Raw genomic sequence first — 17,550 nt, forward strand, 5'->3', positions numbered from 1 at the left:
CTTCCTCTTGATGCGGTCCGGACGCAAAAGCGCACAGCGCTTCTCCAAAATGCAAAAAGCCCGCCGGAACAAGCGTTCCGGCGGGCTTTTCAATTCAGTTCAACGAGGATTAGTCGTTGCTGCGGTTCTTCAGGGCAGCGCCCAGAATGTCGCCGAGCGATGCGCCAGAGTCGGACGAACCGAACTGAGCAACAGCTTCCTTCTCTTCTGCGATCTCGAGAGCCTTGATCGACAGCATGACCTTGCGGTCCTTCTTGGAGAAGTTGACGACGCGAGCATCGACAACCTGGCCAACGGAGAAGCGCTCAGGACGCTGCTCGTCGCGGTCGCGGGACAGATCGCCGCGGCGGATGAACGAGGTGATGTCTTCGTGGTTCACGAGCTTCACTTCGATGCCACCGTCGTTAACGCCGATGACTTCGCAGGAAACAACAGCGTTCTTGCGCAGTTCGCCGGAGGTTGCAGCTTCGCCAACGGTGTCGCGGCCGAGCTGCTTGATGCCGAGCGAGATACGCTCCTTCTCGACGTCAACATCCAGAACGACAGCCTTGACGACATCGCCCTTGTTGTACTCTTCGATGACCTGCTCGCCCGGACGGTTCCAGTCGAGGTCGGACAGGTGAACCATGCCGTCAACATCGCCTTCGAGGCCGATGAACAGACCGAATTCAGTCTTGTTCTTGACTTCGCCTTCGACTTCCGTGCCAGCCGGATGGCTGTAAGCGAATGCCTGCCACGGGTTCTCAAGCGTCTGCTTGAGGCCGAGCGAGATGCGACGCTTGGACGGATCGACTTCGAGAACGACCACGTCAACTTCCTGGCTGGTGGACAGGATCTTGCCGGGGTGAACGTTCTTCTTCGTCCAGGACATTTCGGAGATATGGATGAGGCCTTCGATGCCCGGCTCCAGCTCAACGAATGCACCGTAGTCGGTGATGTTGGTAACGGTACCGGAGATCTTCTTGCCAACCGGGTACTTGGCGGAGATGCCATCCCACGGATCGGACTCGAGCTGCTTCATGCCGAGCGAGATGCGGTGGGTTTCCTGGTTGATGCGGATGATCTGAACCTTGACCTGCTGGCCGATGTTCAGGATTTCCGACGGATGGTTCACACGGCGCCATGCCATGTCGGTGACGTGCAGCAGGCCGTCGATGCCGCCGAGGTCAACGAACGCACCGTAATCGGTGATGTTCTTGACGACGCCGTCAACAACCTGGCCTTCTTCGAGGTTCTGAACGATTTCAGAACGCTGCTCGGCACGGGATTCTTCCAGAACCGTACGGCGCGAAACCACGATGTTGCCGCGACGCTTGTCCATCTTGAGGATTTCGAAGGGCTGCGGGTTGTGCATCAGAGGCGTGACGTCGCGGATCGGGCGGATGTCCACCTGAGAACGCGGCAGGAAGGCAACAGCGCCGTCGAGGTCAACCGTGAAGCCGCCCTTGACCTGGTTGAAGATAACGCCTTCAACGCGCTCGCCAGCTTCGAACTTGGCTTCCAGCTTGATCCAGCTTTCTTCGCGGCGAGCCTTCTCGCGCGAAAGAACAGCTTCGCCGAGAGCGTTTTCGATACGCTCGACATAGACTTCGACTTCGTCGCCAACCTTGAGCGAGCCGTCTTTGCCCTTGGCGCCGAATTCCTTCAGCGGAACGCGACCTTCGACCTTGAGGCCGACGTCGATGACCGCAACATCCTTCTCGATTGCCGTAACCGTACCCTTGGCAACATAGCCTTCGGCAAGATCGTTAGAGGCAAAGGATTCTTCGAGGAGGGCTGCGAAATCCTCCCGCGTGGGGTTTGCTAGTACCATGAAATCTCCTGATCGTGCCGCTTTGGGCACGCGATGCGCCGGGGGTTCGTGTTGTTCATACCCAAAGATCAAGTCCGCCCTTCTCGTGGAGGGCAATCCGGCGCGGGGACCAGGTCTTCAAGCTATTCTGTCTGGTTTCGATGTGCCGGAAGGTCCGGCAGATCGTCAATTTCTGCTCAAGACAGCGTCGATGATACTCTTCGCCGCTTGGAATGCGGCCTCTATACTCATTTCCGATGTGTCAAGCAAGTGCGCATCTGCAGCCGGTTTCAGCGGGCTGTCGGCGCGTCCCATGTCGCGCTCGTCACGTTTCTTGACGTCTTCGAAAATGGCGTCGAAGTCAGCGGTTGCGCCATTTGCCAGAATTTCGTCGTAGCGCCGTCTTGCCCTGACCTCGGGGGAGGCGGTCACATACAGTTTCACCGGTGCCTGCGGGCAAACGACGGTTCCGATATCGCGTCCGTCGAGCACCGTTCCCGGTTCGCGCAGTGAAAATGCCCGTTGTGCCTCCACCAGCGCGCGGCGCACGGAGGGCATGACGGCGATCCTCGATGCCGCCTCACCGATATGGTGCTGCGCCAGCACGGAACGGTCCAGTCCGCCAAGGTCCACCTGGCGCGCCATCTTTTCCGCAACGGCCTCGTCGTCTAGCGGCAGGCCGGCATCCAGAAGGGCCTTTGCCGTCGCGCGATAGGTCAGCCCCGTGTCGAGGTGGAGGAAGCCGTAGGTGTCGGCAATTCTGCGCGACAAGGTGCCCTTGCCCGCTGCTGCCGGACCGTCAATGGCTATGGTCAAAGTCATGGCGCGTCTCCCGAGGATCTTGCGCGCCTGTTTAGACGAAACGCAAGCGGCTTTCCATCATGCTGGCGCTTCGAATGGGGGCTGCAAGTCCGATCGCCGCCGCTGCCTCTCCTTATTTGGGCGAAGCCATGAGTTTGGCGGCTTTCTCGGCCAAGTTTGCCTTTGACTTAAGGATTTACAAGCATTATGGGGACCGGCTAACAATTTTGAGCGTCGCGATTGCGGCAACGCCGAACTGATCGGCCATTCTCACGAGGCATCCACAGTGGCAAAAGCGGAACTTGGAACCAAGCGTACCGACCCGGATACGGGCAAGAAATTCTACGACCTGAATCGCGATCCGGTCGTTTCTCCTTACACCGGCAAGTCCTGGCCGCTCTCCTTCTTTGAAGAGAACACGGCTCAGATGAAAATGGAACAGGCTGAAGAAGAAGAAGTGGCCGAGGTCGATACGGAAAATCCGGATGTCGAGCTCGTCTCTCTCGAAGAGGGCGATGACGCGGCTGCTGGTGACGATCTGCCGGATATCGGCGATGACGACGTCGAGATCGACGGCGATGACGATGACACCTTCCTCGCAACCGACGAAGACGACGACGATGAAGACATGTCTGGCATCATCGGCGTAGGCGGCGACGAGGACGAAGTCTAAGCGTTTGATTTCAGGCCCGGACTAAAAAAATGTCCGGGCCGTCCATTTTCGGCTTGCACTCGGAAATTTCCGGAAGTAATAAGCCGCCACCCGAACGAAGCAGCGCTTCGAAACGGGTTCCCGGAACCGGTTAATGCCCGGTACCCTGATGGGGCTATAGCTCAGCTGGGAGAGCGCTTGCATGGCATGCAAGAGGTCAGCGGTTCGATCCCGCTTAGCTCCACCAAATCCTCTCAAAATATTTCGGAATAAAAAATCAGCTTGTCACCCGAGCGCACTGCTGCGTGCTCTCGGCTATCGCCTCGGCTCGCCACCGGGCGCATAGACGCTCTTGCGCGCAAAGCGGAATTTGTGGCCGCATTGGCAGCGCAGCATGTATTTGGACGGATCGCGTGAGGAAAACTCCGTCGAGAAACCCTTCGGCATTTCGTCGATCTCGAAGCCCGGATCTTTGCGGCGCGGGTCGTCATCCTCTGACACTTCGGCAAAGCCGGTGTGTCCGCATTGAGGGCATTCTAGTTTACGGGAATATCTGTCGCGCGCTGCCATGCTGCCCTACCTAGGTGCTGGCTTGGAGAATGGCAAGCGATTCGCGCCTAACCGTAAACATGACAATGCGTGTAAAGAATCTCGGCGTCAGGGGCACTAATTAGTTTACATTTTTTGTCATGTTTATTATCTCGTTGTGCAACGCGCGGTGGCGGCTCCTGATGAGGCATTGCTCCTGAAGCTGCTCTGCGCGCCCTATGCAGCCCGCCGGGAGACGTTCATGTCCAGCCATTTTTCCTTCATTGCAAATCTTCAGTCTTCGGTTTCGTGTGACTTGAGGCGCATTCTGGCCGCGACGGCCTGCCTGGCCATTCTCGCTTCACCCGTAGCAGCGCAAACGCAGGCACCTGCCTCCTCTCCGGCCATCGGGCAGGCGGGACAAACGCAGGTTCCAGCGCCAGAGCAAGGCAATGCCGGCGTCACCCCCTCCGTTGATCAGGCAGCGCCGTCGGTCGCGCCACAGTCCACACCCGCCGAGGCTACTGTTGCGGCCGAGGGCGCGAACCAGGCCCCCACGTCCCCCGCGCAGGAGGGTGCAGGCAATGCCTTGAGCCAGCTTCTGCCAGGCGCAGAGCGAAGCGACATTCCGCATAATCTTTCCCCCATGGGCATGTTCGTGGCGGCAGATTGGGTGGTGAAGAGCGTTATGATCGGGCTTGCTCTCGCCTCGCTGATGACCTGGACGATCTGGCTTGCGAAAACGCTGGAACTGATGGGCGCGCGTCGGCGCGCAAACCTCGTGATCCAGGCCATTCGCCAGTCCAAGAGCCTTGCTGATGCCCTTGTTCTCACCGAAAGGCGGCGTGGTCCTGCTGCCTATATGCTGAGTGAGGCGGCGCGTGAGCTGAAGCTTTCCGAAGGGGCGCTGGACCATGCAGAACACGCAGGCGTGAAGGAGCGTGTCGCTTCCGTGCTGGGCCGGATCGAAGCCTATGCCGGGCGTCGCATGATGCGTGGCACAGGCGCGCTCGCAACAATTGGCTCTGTTGGCCCCTTTGTCGGTCTTTTCGGCACGGTCTGGGGCATCATGAACTCGTTCATCGGCATTTCCGAATCGCAGACCACAAACCTTGCGGTGGTTGCGCCCGGCATTGCAGAGGCGCTTCTGGCCACGGCCATTGGTCTTGTCGCGGCCATTCCGGCGGTGGTGATCTATAATATCTTTGCCCGTTCGATTACGGGTTACCGGCAGCTGCTGGCCGATGCGGCGGCGGGGGTTGAGCGTCTGGTCAGCCGCGATCTGGATTTCCGCAAGGTTCCTCCGGGCGGTCGCATCAAGTCTTCTGTGTCGCTCGTTGCGGGGGAGTGAGGCATGGCGGGCGGAATTCGCGAAAACCATGGCGATGATCTTGCGGAAAATCACGAGATCAATGTCACGCCGTTTATCGATGTCATGCTCGTCTTGCTCATCATTTTCATGGTGGCGGCGCCGCTGGCAACGGTGGATGTGAACGTGGATCTTCCCGCGTCGACGGCAAAACCGGCCCAGAGGCCCGAGCAGCCGCTTTATCTCACCGTGAAAGAGGATTTGTCGCTCAATCTCGGCAACGATCCCGTGGCGCGTGAGCAATTGGCGCAGACGCTGGAGAGCCAGACGCAGGGGAACAAGGAAACGCGCATCTTCCTGCGAGCTGATAAGGCTGTCGATTACGGGCACTTCATGGAAGTGATGAATTTGCTGCGTGATGCCGGTTATTTGAAGATTGCGCTGGTGGGGCTGGAAACGGTCGGCGCTCAGCCGGCAGCCCCGCAGCCAGGGTCGCAGCCATGACATTCCACGCACAGCGCACCTGGCAAAGAAAAATCGGCGAAGCGGCGCTCTGGGCTGGCGCTTGCTCGGTCGTTCTGTGCACCCATCTTGCTGCGGCGGCTGTCCTTCTTCGACAGGACCCCGAAGAAGTGGGCGCACCGGAGGCTCCGGCGGCCATCATGATCGAAATGGCGCCCGAGCCGGAAGCGGCGGTAACGCAGGAGACAGTGATTTCCGAGCAGATGCAGGATCAGCAAGAGGTCAGGAACGAAGAGCCTCAGCCGGTTGAAGAAGTAGAGCCGGAGCCTGAGCCTGAGCCTCCGGTTGAGACGGCGGAAGCCGCGCCGGATGATATTCAGGAGCCGGTCACGCAGACCACGCAGACCATTCCCGATGAAGAGCTGCCGCCGCCGGATTTGCCCGCAGAGGAGCAGCTGGCCATGTTGCAGCATGTCGAAGTGCCGCTTCCCGTCATTCGCCCTCAACCGGAAGCGCCCAAGCCGGAGGCTCCGAAAGAGCCTGCACCGAAGAAGGTGGAGACGCGCAAGCCGAAGCCCCCTGCATCCAAGGCAGCCGTTCAGGCCAAGGTTGACGTTACCGAATCGACGCGCACCGCAGCGGCGGCCACGTCCAGTTCGGCGGGCATATCCTCCGTGTCTCCGGCCCGTTGGCAGAGCAAGCTCGCGGCGCATCTGGGGCGGCAACGCGGCAAATGCCCGGCCTCCGGCAAGGGCAGCACCGCCATGGTGACATTCCGCATTGATGCCAGCGGCAATCTCTCCGGTGTGTCTCTGGCGCGCTCCTCAGGCTACTCGGATTTCGATCAGTACATGGTCGATCTCGTTCGCCGCGCCTCGCCAGTGCCGCCACCGCCGGCTGGGCTTGGTAACAAGGTGACTGTTCCCCTGGGCTATCGAAACTGCTAAAGACCCGTCCTTTCAAAAGGTTGCTGCTTCGGCACCTTCGCCACTGGATACGGTTTTATGCATTTCCTCCTTCCCGAACTTGAGCAACGGCTCGCCGCCATCTTCGAATTTAATGGCGTTTTGCCGGAGGCGGCCGCGTCTGTGGCGAAGGGGCTTGTGGCTGCCGAAGCGGCAGGGCAGACGAGTCACGGCTTGCGGCGTGTGGTCGCCTATGTCTCGCAGGTTCGCACCGGCAAGGTGCGCGGCGAGGCAAAGGCGGTACTGTCGCGTCCTCGACCCTCGTTTCTCGCCATTGATGCGAACCATGGCTTTGCCTTTCCGGCATTGGATCTGGCCGTCGATTCGCTTGTTCCGCTTGTGCGGGAACAGGGCATTGCAGCCGCCGCGATCCACCGCTCGCACCATGCGGGCGTATTGGCGCTGACTGTGGAGCGTTTCGCAGAGCAGGGGCTAATGGCGATCATGTTCGCCAATGCGCCCGCCTCCATGGCGCCCTGGGGTGGCAAACGTCCCTTGTTTGGCACCAACCCAATCGCTTTTGCTCTGCCTGTTCCGAAGCAGGCCCCCATTGTCATCGATCTGGCGCTGTCGAAGGTCGCGCGCGGCAAGGTCATGGAAGCGCAACAGAGAGGCGCGCCCATTCCTGATGACTGGGCGCTGGATGAGCAGGGAAACCCCACAGCGGATGCGAATGCTGCCCTGCGCGGCACCATGGCGCCCGCTGGCGGTGCCAAGGGGGCTGCCCTCGCATTGATGGTCGAGGTTCTCTCTGCAAGCCTCACGGGAGCCCAGTATTCGTTCGAGGCAAGCTCGCTGTTCGACGATCGGGGAGGGCCGCCCGCGCTCGGCCATTTCATCATTGCGATTGATCCATCCGCTGCCGCAGGGCCGCAGGTGGAAAGCCGCATCGCCCTTCTGGCGGAAGAAATGGCGCGCGAGCCGGGTGTCCGGCTGCCGGGAAGGCGCGGTCAATCGGCACGCGCAAAGGCCGCACGCGAGGGCATTGAGATCGATGACAGCGTGATGCAGGCCATCGAGCGTCTCCAGCTGCGGAACTGACGCAAGCCCGTTTCGTCTTCTGCTCTTCTCAGGCTTTATTGAACCCATGCCTGACAGACGAGAACACGCCCAGCAAAGGTGTTGACGCAGTTTTGTCTGGCGCGGGCGAGTGTGCGTGCCAGCCGCAGAAAAGACGGCTGCGGAGCTTCGCCAAGCCAGTTCAGTGGTCTTCGCAGAGAAGGCCGCTGGCACAGAAGGCTATGGCGAAAGTCGCGAAGCCCTGTCTTGCGAGTCCTTGCTGGCAGTTGGGACCGTGTGGCGTCCCCTCCATTGCCCGTTGCAGGCTGCACGCCCTGTTTCGGCTGATAGAGCGTTTTCGTATTCCAACAGAAACACGATAACGCTCTCACTCTTTGTTTTTACGCATTTGCCAGAGAAAACCTCTACGCACCTTTCTCAGGTAAATGCTTTGGGGGTGCTGAAAGACCGCAGCAGGTGCGCCACAGGCGATAAACGCAAAACGCCGGGTCAAAGACCCGGCGTTCCGATTTCTGTTCTGTGCGCAGCTTAGAGCGTGCGCGTCACATGCTCCACGCGGAAGCATTCGATGACATCGCCTGCACGGATATCTTCGTAGTTTTCGAATGCCATACCGCACTCCTGGCCAACCGGCACTTCGGCAACTTCGTCCTTGAAGCGCTTGAGTGTCTTGAGCTTGCCTTCGTGGATAACAACGTTGTCGCGGATGAGGCGAACGCCTGCGCCACGCTCGACCTTGCCTTCCGTGATGCGGCAGCCTGCGACCTTGCCAACCTTCGTGATGTTGAACACCTCGAGGATCTCGGCATTGCCGAGGAAGGTTTCGCGACGCTCTGGCGAGAGAAGACCGGACATCGCTGCCTTCACGTCATCCACCAGATCGTAGATGATGTTGTAGTAGCGGATCTCGATGCCTTCGCGCTCTGCCAGCGAACGGGCCTGGGCATTGGCACGAACGTTGAAGCCGATGATCGCCGCATTGGATGCTTCCGCAAGCGAGATATCGGATTCGGTCACGCCACCAACGGCAGAGTGGACGATACGGGCGCGAACCTCGTCTGTACCAAGCTTGTCCAGGGCACCGGCAATGGCTTCGATCGAGCCTTGCACGTCGCCCTTGATGACCAGCGGGAACTCCTTCATGCCGGAGGTCTGCAGCTGGTTCATCATCTGCTCCAGCGAACCACGCGAACCGGACTGACGTGCAGCCGCCTTGTCGCGCGCCAGACGCTGGCGGTACTCGGAGATTTCGCGAGCGCGGCTTTCGTTCTCGACCACGGCGAACTTGTCACCTGCCGCCGGAGTACCGGAGAGACCGAGAACCTCGACCGGCATGGCCGGACCGGCTTCCTTGACGTGCTCACCCTTGTCGTTGACGAGGGCGCGAACACGGCCCCACTGATCGCCGGCAACGATGATCTGGCCGGGCTTCAGCGTGCCCTTCTGGATCAGAACGGTGGCGACTGCGCCGCGACCGCGATCCAGCTCGGCTTCGATGACGGTGCCTTCTGCGGTACGGTTCGGATTGGCCTTGAGATCAAGGATTTCCGCCTGCAGCAGAATGGCTTCCAGCAGCTTGTCGAGGTTGGTGCGGTTCTTGGCCGAAACTTCGACATCGAGAACTTCACCGCCCATGGATTCCACGAAGACCTCGTGCTGCAGAAGCTGCGTGCGCACCTTCTGCGGATCGGCCGTCGGCTTGTCCACCTTGTTGATGGCGACAATGATCGGAACATTGGCCGCCTTGGCGTGATTGATGGATTCAATCGTCTGCGGCATCACGCTGTCGTCAGCCGCAACCACCAGGATGGCAATGTCCGTTGCCTGCGCACCGCGAGCACGCATGGCCGTGAAGGCCGCGTGACCGGGGGTGTCGATGAAGGTGATCTTCTGACCATTCTGCTCGACCTGATAGGCACCGATGTGCTGCGTGATGCCACCGGCTTCACCGGCAACCACGTTGGCACTGCGGATGGCGTCGAGAAGCGAAGTCTTGCCGTGGTCGACGTGACCCATGATGGTCACGACCGGAGGACGTGAAACCATTTCGCCTTCTTCGTCCTTCACGTCGAAGATGCCTTCTTCAACATCAGATTCCGAAACGCGCTTCACGGTGTGGCCGAATTCGGTCGCGATGAGTTCTGCGAGGTCGGCGTCAATGACGTCGCCCGGCTTCATCATCTGGCCTTCCTTCATCAGGTACTTGATGACGTCCACGGCGCGCTCGGACATGCGCTGAGACAGTTCCTGAATGGTGATGGTTTCCGGCAGGATCACCTCACGCATGACCTTTTCGCGGGTCTCCTGCATCTGGCTGCGCCGGAACTTCTCCTGGCGGCGGCGCATGGAGGCGAGCGAACGGCCGCGCGGCGTCCCGTCGTCATCCACATTGGCGGTGGTCACGGTCAGCTTGCCACGGCGGCGATCGTCTTCCTTCGGACGTGCTGGAACCTTGGCAGGTGCCGGTGCGACAACCTTGCCACGGCTCGGGCCGCCACGGGCCGGACCGCGATCGTCGTCTTCGTCGAGAGCGCTCTTGCGGCTGCGCACGGGAACACCCGGCTGCGGCACGGGGGCAGCAGCGGCAGGCGAGGGGCGTGTTACAGATTGCGGGCGTCCTTCGGCGGCGCGTGGCGCCGGTGCGGGAGTTGCAGCCTGGGCGCGTTCTGCCGGTGCAGGAGCCGCCGGGGCATTTGCCTGAGCGATAGCGTCTGCCTCGGCCTTCGCCTTGGCTTCCGCTGCGAGACGCTCTTCTTCGGCCCGCTGTTCGGCAGCGCGACGTTCTTCCTCGATCTTGCGACGGGCTTCTTCTTCCGCGCGCTGCTTGGCTTCGATCACATCGCGTGCCTGCGCTTCTGCCAGAGCGCGACGCCGTGCGTCCATCTCATTGGCAGAGAGATCGTGCAGAACGGCGCCGCGCGGACGATCATTGCCGCGCTGTCCGGAAGACTGCGGGCGCTGACCCTGCTGCGGGCGGTTGTTCTGCTGGTTTGGCTGGTGAATACGCGGCTGCGGCGCAGGAGCAGCGGGGCGCTGCGGCTGCGGTTGCGGCGAGGCAGGGCGAGCCACTGGCTGTGGCGCTGCTGCTGCAACCGGCTGTTCCGCCGGGCGGGGCGCTGGCTGCGGCGCCGGTGTTGCCACCGGCGTGATCGGCTTTTCATCTTCCGGGCGGATGGGGCGGCGCTTGCGGGTTTCAACCACGACCGCCTTGCTGCGACCGCGACCGATATCCTGGCGCACGGTACCCTGGCTCATCCCTGACGGCTTCAGGGTGAGGGTCTTTTTTCCCGTTACGCTGAGTGTCTTGTCGTCTTTACTGTCGGTCATCCGTTCCTGTTCCTTCCGACAGGAACGGATGGAAACCATCAGTGCCTGTCGTTCAATACACGTCTTCCAATGCGGCAGCCGGCCTTGGCCGGTGACCGCGTCATGTGTCTGACCGGCCAGCGCCACCATCTGCTCCGGAAGGACCGCCATGGCGGTACGTTTCGAGCATGGTTGCGCGCTTCACTACACCCTCACCCGCCTGTCCGGCAAGCGCCGCGGCATGGATAAAAGCATTCTGGCCCATCAGTTCGTCCATTTCGGCCGTGGTGAACAGTCGGAAGGAGGGAATTTCCTCCTCTGCGTCCGTCCCCAGCCGCCAGGCCTTGCGGGCCTGGTCAATCTTTCTCACCCCGTCCGGGGCGGCATCGGCTGCGTGAAAAACGGCGATTGCCTCGCCGGTTCGCACCGCGTTATCCACCTTCATGGCGCCGGAGATGAACTGGCTGGCCTTGCGCGCCAAATTCATCATTCCCGCCAGGTCCTTGACCAGCAGCTGCTCGACAAGAGCAGCCAGTTCCGGCCCTGCCTTGGCGTCGCGCTTGAGGGCGCGGGCGAAAAGCTTGCGCTTCACGGCCTGTTCGACCAGCGCGCGTTCCGCCTTCACCCAGCATCCCCGGCCTGGAAGCTGCCGCTTCAGGTCGGGAACCACCTGTCCATCCGGACCCGCCACGAAGCGGATCAATTCCTGCGGATCGAAGGTCTGGCGGCTGACGATGCATGTGCGATCGTTCACCACCATCTCCTCGTCATTGCCGTCAGTGCCTGTGGCATCTGCCGCAGCCGTCATTGTTCGGCAGCGGCATCCGCCTCCTCGTCAGTGCCTTCTTCTTCCGCTTGAGCCTGCTCGCGAGCCAGGTCTTCCTCGGTGATCCAGCCTGCCAGAAGGCGAGCCTGAACGATCATGTTCTCGGCTTCGACGCGGGAAACGTCGAACTTCGAGAAGATGCCTTCGAACTTCTTTGTCTCGCCGTCCTTGCGCTCGGACCAGCCGATGAGATCGTCAGCGGCACAGCCAGCGAAATCTTCAACGGTCTTGATGCCGTCTTCACCAAGAGCCACCAGCATCTTGGCCGTCAGGCCATCAATCTGGCGCAGCTCGTCCTCAACGCCAAGTTCACGCCGCTTGGCATCCATTTCCGCTTCGATACGCTCGAGATATTCGCGGGCGCGGGTCTGAATTTCGTTGGCCGTGTCGTCGTCGAAGCCATCGATGGAGGCAATTTCGTCCAGCTCGACATAGGCCAGCTCTTCCACCTGGGCAAAGCCCTCGGACGCCAGCACCTGGCCAACCATTTCATCCACGTCCAGCGCGTCCATGAACAGGTTGGTGCGTTCGTTGAATTCCTTCTGGCGGCGCTCGGATTCTTCCTGCTCCGTCATGATGTCGATATCCCAGCCGGTGAGCTGCGATGCCAGGCGAACGTTCTGGCCGCGACGGCCGATGGCCAGCGACAACTGCTCATCCGGCACCACGACTTCGATGCGCTCTGCATCTTCGTCGAGAACGACCTTGGCAACTTCAGCCGGTTGCAGGGCGTTCACGATGAAGGAGGCCGGATCGGCAGACCACGGAATGATGTCGATCTTTTCGCCCTGCAATTCGCCGACGACGGCCTGAACGCGCGAACCGCGCATACCCACACAGGCGCCGACCGGATCGATGGAGCTGTCATTCGAGATGACTGCGATCTTGGCGCGGGAACCCGGATCGCGGGCAACCGACTTGATCTGGATGATGCCGTCGTAGATTTCCGGCACTTCCATGGTGAACAGCTTCACCATGAATTGCGGATGGGTGCGCGAGAGGAAAATCTGCGGACCGCGCTGTTCGCGGCGCACGTCGTAAACATAGGCGCGAACGCGGTCGCCATAGCGCATGTTTTCGCGCGGAATCATCTCGTCGCGACGGATGATGCCTTCGCCACGGCCGAGATCGACGATCACATTGCCGTATTCGACGCGCTTGACCGTGCCGTTGACGATTTCGCCGACGCGATCCTTGAATTCGTCATACTGACGGTCGCGCTCTGCTTCGCGAACCTTCTGCACGATAACCTGCTTTGCGGACTGGGCCGCGATACGACCGAAATCCATCGGCGGCAGGGGGTCGGCAATGAAATCGCCGATCTTTGCATCGGGGTTGCGGTCACGCGCCAGGAGCAGCGGGATCTGCGTGTTGTAATCTTCAGCCTGTTCAACCACTTCCAGAAGACGCTGAAGGCGAATTTCACCGGTCTTGGAATTGATGTCGGCGCGAATGTTGCTTTCCGTGCCGTAACGCGAGCGTGCGGCCTTCTGGATAGCATCGGCCATGGCGGCCAGCACGATTTCGCGGTCGATGACCTTTTCGCGCGCCACTGCATCTGCGATTTGCAGAAGTTCAAGCCGGTTCGCACTCACTGCCATTGTCGTCGGTCTCCGTCGATCGATTTGTCTGCGCCTTGGCCCATCGGGGGCCGAGGTCTTGAAACTCGGTAACTCAGTCTTCGTCAGCGTCGTTCTGGTTCGCGGCCTCTGCCTTTGCCAGCTTGTCTGCACGCAAGGCATCGCGGATCAGATCGTCCGTCAAAATCAGCTTCGCTTCCGCAAGTGCGGAATAGGGAATGATCACCCGCGGCTCTTCGCCGTAACCGATCTGATCACGCTCCAGCGTGAAGCCTTCCTCATTGGTCTCGGCAATCTTGCCGCGGAAGCGCTTGCGACCGTCCAGCAGAACGGATGTCTCGCATTTCACCAAATGGCCGGTCCAGCGTGCAAAATCTGACTTTCGCACCATTGGCCGGTCGATACCAGGCGAGGACACTTCCAGATGATACGCCTTATCGACGGGATCTTCCACATCGAGAACAGGCGAAACAGCCATGGAAACCGCTTCGCAATCCTCCACGGTCATGGTCCCGTCATTGCGTTCACACATGATCTGGAGGGTCAAGCCGTTCTGATTCAGGAGGCGGACACGCACGAGGCGATAATCCATCGCGTCGAGAGTGGGCTCAATGATTTCAGCGATCCTGAGATCGAGGCCGGTCTCGACAATGAGACGCGGTTCCTTCGGGCTATCCTGCATATGGTCTTCCGGCGCTCTTCGCACAAGGGCGAGGGATTTCGGGGCGATTACTTCGCTTGCCCTGATCGCCTAACAAAAAAGAGCGGGTCCTGCCGGGCCCACTCTTCATCTGACGATCAAGAATTTGAACTTCTTATAACCCGTTAACCCCGCAATTGCAAGGCTTGCGCGAGAGGCGGATGAAACCGCTCATATTGGAGCTTGTTCGGGCGCGCCACAGGTCTAAGTTAGGGTGTGTTACGAATGACTGCATGAGGTTCACCTTGCCCGAGCGCATCTCATCCTTTGCGCCCTTCCGCCACCAGACCTTCCGGGAAATCTGGATTGCCAGCATCTTCTCCAATTTCGGGGGATTGATCCAGGCGGTCGGCGCAGCATGGATGATGACGGCCATCTCGAGTTCGGAAAACATGGTGGCGCTGGTGCAGGCGTCCACCGCTCTGCCCATCATGCTGTTCTCTTTGCTGGCAGGGGCGCTGGCGGATAATTACAATCGCCGCACCATCCTGATCTCCGCCCAGTTCTTCATGCTGGCCGTCTCCATCCTGCTGGCTGTTTTCGCCTGGGCTGGTCTGCTCACGCCCTGGCTGCTGCTCGGCTTCACCTTCCTGATTGGCTGCGGAACGGCCATGAACAATCCGTCCTGGCAGGCATCCGTGGGCGATATCGTGCCGCGTCCAGTTCTGCCTGCCGCCGTCAGCCTCAACAGCGTGGGCTTCAACATTACGCGCAGTGTCGGCCCGGCCATTGGCGGCATCATCGTGGCTTCGCTGGGGGCGGCTGCGGCCTTCGCCGTCAATGCCATGAGCTATATTGCCCTCATTTTCGCCCTGTCACGGTGGAAGCCGACTGTGCCGGAAAACAAGCTTCCCCGTGAAACGCTGGGTCGCGCCCTCTCTGCGGGCTTCGGCTATGTGGCCATGTCGCCCAAGCTTGTGATTGTTCTGTTTCGCTCCGCCCTCTTCGGCCTGTCCGCCAGCGCCATTCTGGCGCTTCTGCCGCTTGTGGCGCGTGATCTGGTGGTCGGCGGTCCCTTGACCTACGGCCTTATGCTGGGTGCTTTCGGTGTGGGCGCGGTTGGTGGGGCGCTGATGAATGCAAGGCTTCGCGAAAGGTTCAGCACCGAAAACATTGCCCGCTTCGCCTTCCTGGGGTTTGGTGTCAGTGCCGTTACGGCGGCGCTGTCCTCCTCCATGTGGCTCACCTGTGCTGTTTTGTTGATTCCCGGTGCCTGCTGGGTTCTGGCGCTGTCGCTGTTCAATACCACGGTGCAGCTTTCCACGCCGCGCTGGGTGGTTGGCCGCGCGCTTTCCTTTTACCAAACGGCAACTTTTGGCGGCATTGCGTTGGGCAGTTGGATCTGGGGTATGATTGCGGAGGATTTTGGCGTGGCCTATGCCCTGCTGGTTGCCAGCCTTGCGATGGTGATTGGTGCGCTCGTCGGCTTCCGGCTGGCGCTGCCCTCCATGGAAGAGCTCAATCTCGATCCGGCCAACACATTTCGCGAACCGTCGCTGCGGCTGGATCTGAAGGCACGAAGCGGCCCCATCGTTGTCATGGTGGATTATGTCATCCGGGAGGAAAACGTAGCGGCTTTCCTCACACTGATGCATGAGCGGCGGCGTGTTCGTATCCGTGATGGTGCGCGTCAGTGGGCCTTGATGCGCGATCTGGAAAACCCGGATATCTGGACAGAAACCTACCACACAGCCACCTGGGCCGATTATGTGCGCCACAACCAGCGGCGTACCAAGGGCGATGCGGAAATCTGGGCGGCGATCCGCGCCCTGCATGCCGGGCCGGAGGGGCCGCGCGTTCACCGCATGATTGAGCGTCAGGCCATCCCTCCGCGTGATGATATCTTCCACAAAGCAGCGCTAGATCTGCACTGAGTCTTACAGCGAGGAGCCGCCGCATGATTGTGTTCCGCCGTGCCGAAGAAAGCGATCTGCCCTCCATCATCGCCATGCTGGCGGATGATGCCCTGGGCCGCACCCGGGAAGTGGTGTCCGATCCGGTGGATCGGCGGTATGTGGAGGCGTTCGAGGACATTTCTGATGACAAGAATCAGTACCTCGCCGTCGCAGCAACCCAGAGAGGCGAGGTTGTCGGGTGCTTGCAGATCAGCTTCCTGCCGGGCCTTTCCCGTCTCGGCCTCTGGCGCGGACAGATTGAGAGCGTGCGAGTGGCCTCAAGCCATCGGGGGCAGGGGCTGGGAAAGCAGATGATTCTCTGGGCCATCGAGCAATGCCGCGCGCATGGGTGCGGCACCGTTCAGCTGACCTCTGACAACAGGCGGGTCGATGCCCACCGCTTCTACGAAAGCCTTGGCTTCGAGAAGAGCCATGCGGGCTTCAAGCTCGCCCTGTGAGGCCAGCCACGCCGTTCAGCGAAGTCTGGCCTTCAGGCTTTCGTCCGGGAAGCAGGTTGGGGAAAGCCCGTTTTTCGCCTGCCAGTCGCCAATGCTGCGGCGGGTCTTGAAGCCTGCCAGCCCGTCCGCCTTGCCCACATCATAACCCTTGGCTTGCAGCGTCTTCTGCATGGCCAGCACATCGGATCGCAACATCTTGCCCACCGCGCCCCACGAGCCCTGGAAGGCACCTGCGCCATAGGCGATGCGATCCGAGAGATTGCCGATGAACAAGGCGTAGAGGTCGGAATTATTGTATTCCTTCAGCACGTAGAAGTTCGGTGTCACGATGAAGTGCGGCCCGTGGCGCCCTGCCGGCACCAGCATCATGCCATCCACCCTGGCTTCCTGGGAGGGAAAGCTCTTGCCATTGACGCGGGAGATGCCGAGCGATGCCCATTGCGAGATCGGTCTGGCGAGATCCGGCCCTTCCTGCGCACAGGACACATTGGCAGGAATGGTGACTTCGAAGCCCCAATCCCGGTCTCGCTGCCAGCCTTTCAGAACAAGATAGTGTGCTATGGATGCCAGCGTGTCCGGCACGGAATTCCAGATGTCAGCCTTGCCATCGCCATCGAAATCCACGGCATATTTCGCATAGCTGGATGGCATGAACTGAGGCTGGCCGAGAGCCCCGGCCCAGGAGCCGCGCATTCTCTCTGGCGTAATGTCGCCGTGCTGGATGATGCGCAGCGCATCGATCAATTCCTTGCGGAACATCTCCTTGCGTGTGGACATGAAGGCTTTTGTCGCCAGAACGTCGAGTGCCTCATAGGGCAGCTTGGCGCGGCCATAGCCGGATTCGCGGCCCCATATGGCCACCACAATTGAACCCGGCACACCGTAAGCCTGCTCCACCTTGCGCAAAGTTGCTGCATGGGTTTGGGCAAGCGATCGTCCTGTGGCTGCCAGCCCCTGCAATCTTTGCTCGGAGAAATAGGAGCCGGGAGAGGAAAATTCTGCCTGGCTCTGGTCCTGTGCCTTCGGCGGTGCAGTGCCCGGCGGAACGAGGTCCGGCAAATCCCATTTCAATGAAATGCCGTTCAATGCGCGCTGTGCCGTTTGCGCAGAAACGCCTGCCTGCCCTGCTTCTGGTATGATCTCCTTCGTCAACCAGTTGCGGAATTGGTTCTCCACCTCAGCTTTGGATGGCGCCGCGAGTGACGAGCCTGCCATCAGGCAGGAAAACAGAATTGCACCAGCTATCAGGCCACGTC

The 17,550-nt window shown here is 60.5% G+C and carries 15 protein-coding genes and 1 tRNA gene; 8 read left to right on the forward strand and 8 right to left on the reverse strand.

Annotation, left to right across the window (positions count from 1 at the left end):
- Positions 1–109 precede the first annotated feature (109 nt).
- Together rpsA and cmk are read right to left on the reverse strand one after the other, a co-directional pair.
- The gene (gene rpsA / locus ACFSE1_RS03475) at positions 110–1,813 is read right to left on the reverse strand and encodes a 30S ribosomal protein S1 (RefSeq protein WP_377396644.1); all 1,704 of its coding nucleotides are present in this window, start codon (positions 1,811–1,813) and stop codon (positions 110–112) included.
- A gap of 165 nt (positions 1,814–1,978) precedes the next feature.
- On the reverse strand, positions 1,979–2,614 hold the full coding sequence (gene cmk / locus ACFSE1_RS03480) for a (d)CMP kinase (RefSeq protein WP_377396646.1): 636 nt from the start codon (positions 2,612–2,614) through the stop codon (positions 1,979–1,981).
- 265 nt (positions 2,615–2,879) lie between these two features.
- On the opposite strand from cmk, the gene ACFSE1_RS03485 reads away from it, so the two are divergent.
- Both ACFSE1_RS03485 and ACFSE1_RS03490 read left to right on the forward strand, forming a co-directional pair.
- Positions 2,880–3,266 (forward strand): TIGR02300 family protein, encoded by a 387-nt coding sequence (locus ACFSE1_RS03485; protein ID WP_377396648.1) that lies wholly within the window; start codon positions 2,880–2,882, stop codon positions 3,264–3,266.
- 150 nt (positions 3,267–3,416) lie between these two features.
- Positions 3,417–3,492, forward strand: a tRNA-Ala gene (locus ACFSE1_RS03490).
- A 68-nt stretch (positions 3,493–3,560) separates the two neighbouring features.
- Here the strand turns inward: ACFSE1_RS03490 and ACFSE1_RS03495 are convergent.
- Positions 3,561–3,815: a hypothetical protein gene (locus ACFSE1_RS03495; RefSeq protein ID WP_377396650.1), complete on the reverse strand. Its 255-nt coding sequence runs from the start codon at positions 3,813–3,815 to the stop codon at positions 3,561–3,563.
- A gap of 220 nt (positions 3,816–4,035) precedes the next feature.
- Between ACFSE1_RS03495 and exbB the strand changes: the two genes are divergently transcribed.
- The 4 genes from exbB to ACFSE1_RS03515 are packed head-to-tail and all read left to right on the forward strand — an operon-like array spanning position 4,036 to position 7,550.
- Positions 4,036–5,124 (forward strand): tonB-system energizer ExbB, encoded by a 1,089-nt coding sequence (exbB, locus tag ACFSE1_RS03500; RefSeq protein WP_377396652.1) that lies wholly within the window; start codon positions 4,036–4,038, stop codon positions 5,122–5,124.
- Positions 5,125–5,127: 3 nt separating this feature from the next.
- Positions 5,128–5,586 carry a TonB system transport protein ExbD gene (gene exbD / locus ACFSE1_RS03505; protein WP_377396654.1) on the forward strand — a complete coding sequence of 153 codons (459 nt, stop codon included), beginning with the start codon at positions 5,128–5,130 and terminating at the stop codon, positions 5,584–5,586.
- Positions 5,583–6,491 carry an energy transducer TonB family protein gene (locus ACFSE1_RS03510; protein ID WP_377396657.1) on the forward strand — a complete coding sequence of 303 codons (909 nt, stop codon included), beginning with the start codon at positions 5,583–5,585 and terminating at the stop codon, positions 6,489–6,491. Before exbD ends, ACFSE1_RS03510 begins: the two co-directional genes overlap by 4 nt.
- A 57-nt stretch (positions 6,492–6,548) precedes the next feature.
- Positions 6,549–7,550: an Ldh family oxidoreductase gene (locus tag ACFSE1_RS03515; protein ID WP_377396659.1), complete on the forward strand. Its 1,002-nt coding sequence runs from the start codon at positions 6,549–6,551 to the stop codon at positions 7,548–7,550.
- Between the two features lie 507 nt (positions 7,551–8,057).
- Here the strand turns inward: ACFSE1_RS03515 and infB are convergent.
- From infB to rimP, 4 genes are all read right to left on the reverse strand, one after another.
- On the reverse strand, positions 8,058–10,856 hold the full coding sequence (gene infB / locus ACFSE1_RS03520; protein WP_377397213.1) for a translation initiation factor IF-2: 2,799 nt from the start codon (positions 10,854–10,856) through the stop codon (positions 8,058–8,060).
- A gap of 100 nt (positions 10,857–10,956) precedes the next feature.
- Positions 10,957–11,643, reverse strand: coding sequence for an RNA-binding protein (locus ACFSE1_RS03525; RefSeq protein WP_377396661.1), 687 nt, complete (start codon positions 11,641–11,643; stop codon positions 10,957–10,959).
- Positions 11,640–13,262: a transcription termination factor NusA gene (gene nusA / locus ACFSE1_RS03530; protein ID WP_377396663.1), complete on the reverse strand. Its 1,623-nt coding sequence runs from the start codon at positions 13,260–13,262 to the stop codon at positions 11,640–11,642. The genes ACFSE1_RS03525 and nusA overlap by 4 nt, the downstream gene beginning before the upstream one ends.
- Before the next feature lie 73 nt (positions 13,263–13,335).
- Entirely contained in the window at positions 13,336–13,923 is a 588-nt protein-coding gene (gene rimP, locus ACFSE1_RS03535) for a ribosome maturation factor RimP (protein ID WP_377396665.1), read from the reverse strand.
- Between the two features lie 251 nt (positions 13,924–14,174).
- Between rimP and ACFSE1_RS03540 the strand changes: the two genes are divergently transcribed.
- Positions 14,175–15,815: an MFS transporter gene (locus tag ACFSE1_RS03540; RefSeq protein WP_377396667.1), complete on the forward strand. Its 1,641-nt coding sequence runs from the start codon at positions 14,175–14,177 to the stop codon at positions 15,813–15,815.
- Positions 15,816–15,838: 23 nt separating this feature from the next.
- Positions 15,839–16,294 carry a GNAT family N-acetyltransferase gene (locus ACFSE1_RS03545; RefSeq protein ID WP_377396669.1) on the forward strand — a complete coding sequence of 152 codons (456 nt, stop codon included), beginning with the start codon at positions 15,839–15,841 and terminating at the stop codon, positions 16,292–16,294.
- Positions 16,295–16,309: 15 nt separating this feature from the next.
- Here the strand turns inward: ACFSE1_RS03545 and ACFSE1_RS03550 are convergent, their stop codons facing one another.
- Positions 16,310–17,509 carry a lytic murein transglycosylase gene (locus ACFSE1_RS03550; RefSeq protein WP_377397216.1) on the reverse strand — a complete coding sequence of 400 codons (1,200 nt, stop codon included), beginning with the start codon at positions 17,507–17,509 and terminating at the stop codon, positions 16,310–16,312.
- Between the last annotated feature and the right edge of the window lie 41 nt (positions 17,510–17,550).

The organism is Affinirhizobium helianthi, from assembly GCF_042680945.1.
In the GTDB taxonomy this organism is placed as follows: domain Bacteria; phylum Pseudomonadota; class Alphaproteobacteria; order Rhizobiales; family Rhizobiaceae; genus Neorhizobium; species Neorhizobium helianthi.

Bases quoted from the DNA above. Each gene is read 5' to 3' on its own strand.
- ACFSE1_RS03510 (WP_377396657.1), top strand. From the start codon at position 5,583: ATGACATTCCACGCACAGCGCACCTGGCAAAGAAAAATCGGCGAAGCG.
- rpsA (WP_377396644.1), bottom strand. From the start codon at position 1,813: ATGGTACTAGCAAACCCCACGCGGGAGGATTTCGCAGCCCTCCTCGAA.
- ACFSE1_RS03550 (WP_377397216.1), bottom strand. From the start codon at position 17,509: ATGGCAGGCTCGTCACTCGCGGCGCCATCCAAAGCTGAGGTGGAGAAC.
- rimP (WP_377396665.1), bottom strand. From the start codon at position 13,923: ATGCAGGATAGCCCGAAGGAACCGCGTCTCATTGTCGAGACCGGCCTC.
- exbB (WP_377396652.1), top strand. From the start codon at position 4,036: ATGTCCAGCCATTTTTCCTTCATTGCAAATCTTCAGTCTTCGGTTTCG.
- ACFSE1_RS03540 (WP_377396667.1), top strand. From the start codon at position 14,175: ATGAGGTTCACCTTGCCCGAGCGCATCTCATCCTTTGCGCCCTTCCGC.
- cmk (WP_377396646.1), bottom strand. From the start codon at position 2,614: ATGACTTTGACCATAGCCATTGACGGTCCGGCAGCAGCGGGCAAGGGC.
- nusA (WP_377396663.1), bottom strand. From the start codon at position 13,262: ATGGCAGTGAGTGCGAACCGGCTTGAACTTCTGCAAATCGCAGATGCA.
- infB (WP_377397213.1), bottom strand. From the start codon at position 10,856: ATGACCGACAGTAAAGACGACAAGACACTCAGCGTAACGGGAAAAAAG.
- ACFSE1_RS03525 (WP_377396661.1), bottom strand. From the start codon at position 11,643: ATGACGGCTGCGGCAGATGCCACAGGCACTGACGGCAATGACGAGGAG.
- ACFSE1_RS03545 (WP_377396669.1), top strand. From the start codon at position 15,839: ATGATTGTGTTCCGCCGTGCCGAAGAAAGCGATCTGCCCTCCATCATC.
- exbD (WP_377396654.1), top strand. From the start codon at position 5,128: ATGGCGGGCGGAATTCGCGAAAACCATGGCGATGATCTTGCGGAAAAT.
- ACFSE1_RS03495 (WP_377396650.1), bottom strand. From the start codon at position 3,815: ATGGCAGCGCGCGACAGATATTCCCGTAAACTAGAATGCCCTCAATGC.
- ACFSE1_RS03515 (WP_377396659.1), top strand. From the start codon at position 6,549: ATGCATTTCCTCCTTCCCGAACTTGAGCAACGGCTCGCCGCCATCTTC.